The 3,289-nt window shown below is 66.9% G+C and carries 5 protein-coding genes, 1 tRNA gene and 1 pseudogene; 4 read left to right on the forward strand and 3 right to left on the reverse strand.

Annotated elements, in window-relative coordinates:
- Nucleotides 1-84 precede the first annotated feature (84 nt).
- On the reverse strand, nucleotides 85-573 hold the full coding sequence (locus tag ABD198_RS30325) for a YajQ family cyclic di-GMP-binding protein (RefSeq protein WP_344007919.1): 489 nt from the start codon (nucleotides 571-573) through the stop codon (nucleotides 85-87).
- Between the two features lie 234 nt (nucleotides 574-807).
- Here ABD198_RS30325 and ABD198_RS30330 point away from each other — a divergent pair.
- Nucleotides 808-889: transfer RNA gene (locus tag ABD198_RS30330), tRNA-Tyr, on the forward strand.
- A 159-nt stretch (nucleotides 890-1,048) separates the two neighbouring features.
- Here ABD198_RS30330 and ABD198_RS30335 read toward each other — a convergent pair.
- Nucleotides 1,049-1,321 (reverse strand): annotated as a pseudogene (locus ABD198_RS30335) (site-specific integrase); the annotation flags it as partial.
- A gap of 232 nt (nucleotides 1,322-1,553) precedes the next feature.
- Here ABD198_RS30335 and ku point away from each other — a divergent pair.
- The gene (gene ku / locus ABD198_RS30340) at nucleotides 1,554-2,456 is read left to right on the forward strand and encodes a non-homologous end joining protein Ku (protein ID WP_344007921.1); all 903 of its coding nucleotides are present in this window, start codon (nucleotides 1,554-1,556) and stop codon (nucleotides 2,454-2,456) included.
- A gap of 61 nt (nucleotides 2,457-2,517) precedes the next feature.
- Here ku and ABD198_RS30345 read toward each other — a convergent pair whose 3' ends face one another.
- Complete coding sequence (locus ABD198_RS30345) at nucleotides 2,518-2,796, reverse strand: DUF6233 domain-containing protein (RefSeq protein WP_344007923.1); 279 nt, start codon at nucleotides 2,794-2,796, stop codon at nucleotides 2,518-2,520.
- On the opposite strand from ABD198_RS30345, the gene ABD198_RS30350 reads away from it, so the two are divergent.
- On the forward strand, nucleotides 2,795-2,956 hold the full coding sequence (locus tag ABD198_RS30350; protein ID WP_344007925.1) for a hypothetical protein: 162 nt from the start codon (nucleotides 2,795-2,797) through the stop codon (nucleotides 2,954-2,956). The genes ABD198_RS30345 and ABD198_RS30350 overlap by 2 nt on opposite strands.
- Before the next feature lie 46 nt (nucleotides 2,957-3,002).
- On the forward strand, nucleotides 3,003-3,289 hold a 287-nt coding region (locus ABD198_RS30355), incomplete at its 3' end, for a hypothetical protein (RefSeq protein ID WP_425580593.1).

Here is a 3,289-nt window from a genome sequence, read left to right on the forward strand (position 1 = left end):
CGGTCGAGGCCGTTCTCGGCGATGTGCCCCCGTTGTGCCCTGCGAAGTCTGCCTAGCTCCGTCTGCGCAGGTCAGAGGCGTTCATCAGCGGTAGTTCACGAACTGCAGCGCGAAGTCGAAGTCCTTGCTCTTCAGCAGCGCGATGACGGCCTGCAGGTCGTCACGGCTCTTGGAGGAGACGCGCAGCTCGTCGCCCTGCACCTGAGCCTTCACACCCTTCGGGCCCTCGTCACGGATGATCTTCGCCACCTTCTTGGCGTTCTCCTGGGAGATGCCCTCCTGGATCGTGGCGAAGATCTTGTACTCCTTGCCCGAGAGCTGCGGCTCACCCGCGTCCAGGGCCTTCAGCGAGACGCCACGCTTGATCAGCTTGGACTGGAAGACGTCGAGGACAGCCTTCACCCGGTCCTCGGAGTTGGCCTCCATGAGGATCTTGTCCCCGGACCACGAGATCGAGGCGCCCACGCCCTTGAAGTCGTAGCGCTGCGAGATCTCCTTGGCGGTCTGGTTGAGGGCGTTGTCGACCTCCTGCCGCTCGACCTTCGAGACGATGTCGAAACTGGAGTCGGCCATGTCCTGTGGCTCCTTGTATCGGGGTGCGTATCGGCTGCGGGCCGGATGCGTACCTGCGTACCTGGGGCGGCCATCGACCCGGTTGCCGGTCCCCGGCCGCATCCGGACAAGCCTAGCTACCCCCCGTCCTCCGGGTGGCGATCAATCGGGTGGCGAACCACCCCTGTCCATCAGGTATTGTTTACGTCGTTGCCGGGGAGCACCGCGGAAACGCGGTACCCGAGCAGCAACCCAGGCGGTGTGCCCGAGCGGCCAAAGGGAGCAGACTGTAAATCTGCCGGCTCAGCCTTCCTAGGTTCGAATCCTAGCGCCGCCACACTTGAGGAGACCCCCTCTGAACTGCGGAAACGCAGAGCAGAGAGGGTCTTCATCGTTTCGCTGACCGCGAGGGCGGCGAGCGCGGTTCATACCACTTTGTCTCACCCTGACACGCGTGGTGACCAGGATGTGTGGGGCAGCAGTGGGGCAGCGTTGATCATGTCCAGCGGCTGAGTGCCTCCTCGATCCGGGCATTCGCCATCTGCGTGGCACCGTCCAGGCACTTCGCGTAGACCTTCAGCAACACTGCGACGGAGTGGCCGGCGCGGCGAGCGACCTCCACCGGGTCCACGCCGGAGTTCAGCCACAGCGATACGCATGCGTGACGAAGATCATATGGGCGGGCTGCGAGGGGTGAGCGGTGCTGCTCAGGGGTGAGTGCCTGCTTACGGGCACGGGCCCACACCTCGCCATAGCCACTCTCTTGCACCTCTTGAAGGTCGCCATATCGAACCTGGCGTTTCCTTTGAAGGTCGCCGACCCGAATCTGGCGTCGCTTTCGAAGGCCGCCGATGACTGCCGCCTGCTCAACACCCGAGACAACAGCCAGACGCAAAGGAGAGGCGTAGGGGCGCCACGCGCCTGCTGCGCTGAGGTGTGCGGGAAGGGAGAGGCGTGCATAGGCTGATGGTGCTCGGGGCTGCATCGGAAGGACGTGTGCCATGCCCCGCACTATCTGGAGCGGCGCTATCTCATTCGGCCTGGTCAGCGTGCCGATCAACGTGGTCAGCGCGACTGAGGACCACTCCGTGCGGTTCCACCAGTACCACCTGGAGGACATGGGACGCGTCCGGGTGCGCAAGTTCTGCGAGGTGGAAGACCGCGAGGTCAGCAGCGACGAGATCGGCAAGGGCTACCAGCTCACCAAGGAGCAGGTCATTCCGATCAGCGACGACGAGCTGAGCAATCTGCCGCTGCCAACCGCGAAGGCCATCGAGATCGAGGCGTTCGTGCCGCTGGAGTCGGTCGACCCCATCCGGATCGGCGAGGGCTACTACCTCCAGCCCTCCGGGCAGGTCGCCGCCAAGCCGTACAAGCTGCTGCGGGATGCGCTGGCCCGTTCGTCGAAAGTCGCTGTGGCCAAGTTCGCCTGGTCGGGGCGCGAGCGTCTGGGACTGCTCCGGGTGCGCGAGGACGTGATCGTGCTGCACGCCATGCGCTGGCCGGACGAGATCCGCGACCCGTCCGAGCTGGTGCCCCCGCCCGTGGAGGTCTCCGACGAGGAGATCGAGGGAGCCCTGGCGCTGATGGAGACCATGACCCGCGAGGACCTGGAGGGCGAGGAGTTCCGGGACAGCTACACCGAGGCCTTGGAGCAGATCATCGAGGCCAAGCGCGAGCACCAGGAACTGCCGGAGGCACCCGAGCCCGTCGAGACGTCGGGCCAGGTCGTGGACCTCATGGCGGCCCTGCAGGAGTCCGTGAAGAAGGTCCGTTCCTCCCGGGGCGAGCAGGACGCCGACGTGCACGAGATGCCGAAGCAGAAGAAGACCGCGGGCAAGAAGACGGCGGCGAAGAAGACGGCGGCGAAGAAGACCGCCCGGAAGCCGCGCAAGTCCGCCTAGACGTCCAGGGAAGCCCAGCCCGCTGTCCGGCCGGCAAGCGCGCACGCCTTCACGCCCTCAGTCAGGCCCGCACCGCCTCGTCCCGGCTGTTCCCCCGGCGGCGCTTGCCCGCGTTCCAGCAGCCGCCGGCATGCACCCGCACCGGCGGCGCATGCCGGTTCATGCCCAGCTCCAGCAGCCAGTCCGGCGCGGACGGACGCGGCTCCAGGCCGCGTCGCCGTTCGACCTCCCGCTGTTCAGCGCGTGCGATGGCTTGCCGCACTTCGGCATCCGGCTCACGACCCGGTGGACGGGCTCGGCGCTGCCGGTCGATCACCTGTGCGACGTAAAGTGTGGCCATGGCCTCGACTTCGGAGACGCCTCACTCCGCGGCCGTGCGCCTGGGCTGCACCGTCGACCAGGTGGGGTACTGCGCCCGCTGCCACGGCTACTGCCACCGCTACGGCAAGGGCGGCAACCCCCTGTGCCAGTCCTGCAGGAAGGACGTCCAGGCCAAGTAGCCGAGAGGGCGGACACACCCCGACCGGCTGCAGTCGGCACACCGCCTTGCGCGGGCAGTCCCTGACTCGTCTGCTCGACGTCGCCGACCAGGCGGTGGCATCGGCCGCCACGCTGGAAGACGCCGGGATCGGTGATCTGCGCATCGACACCGACGGACGTACGGCCGGAGAGGTAGCCGATGTGATCACGGCATATGTCGCCTTGCCGGTCGGGCTGCGTGCCCCCTGGGGCCTGTCGTTTGGATCAGCCCGCGGACGCGGGGTCTGGCACGCGCATCTGCGGCGTTGTCGTCGGTTGCCGATGCTCCGCATCGGCGCCCTCCTCCGCCTTGC

This window comes from Streptomyces thermocarboxydovorans (assembly GCF_039524635.1).
Classification (GTDB): Bacteria; Actinomycetota; Actinomycetes; order Streptomycetales; family Streptomycetaceae; genus Streptomyces; species Streptomyces thermocarboxydovorans.

Bases quoted from the DNA above. Each gene is read 5' to 3' on its own strand.
- ABD198_RS30325 (WP_344007919.1), bottom strand. From the start codon at position 573: ATGGCCGACTCCAGTTTCGACATCGTCTCGAAGGTCGAGCGGCAGGAG.
- ku (WP_344007921.1), top strand. From the start codon at position 1,554: ATGCCCCGCACTATCTGGAGCGGCGCTATCTCATTCGGCCTGGTCAGC.
- ABD198_RS30345 (WP_344007923.1), bottom strand. From the start codon at position 2,796: ATGGCCACACTTTACGTCGCACAGGTGATCGACCGGCAGCGCCGAGCC.
- ABD198_RS30350 (WP_344007925.1), top strand. From the start codon at position 2,795: ATGGCCTCGACTTCGGAGACGCCTCACTCCGCGGCCGTGCGCCTGGGC.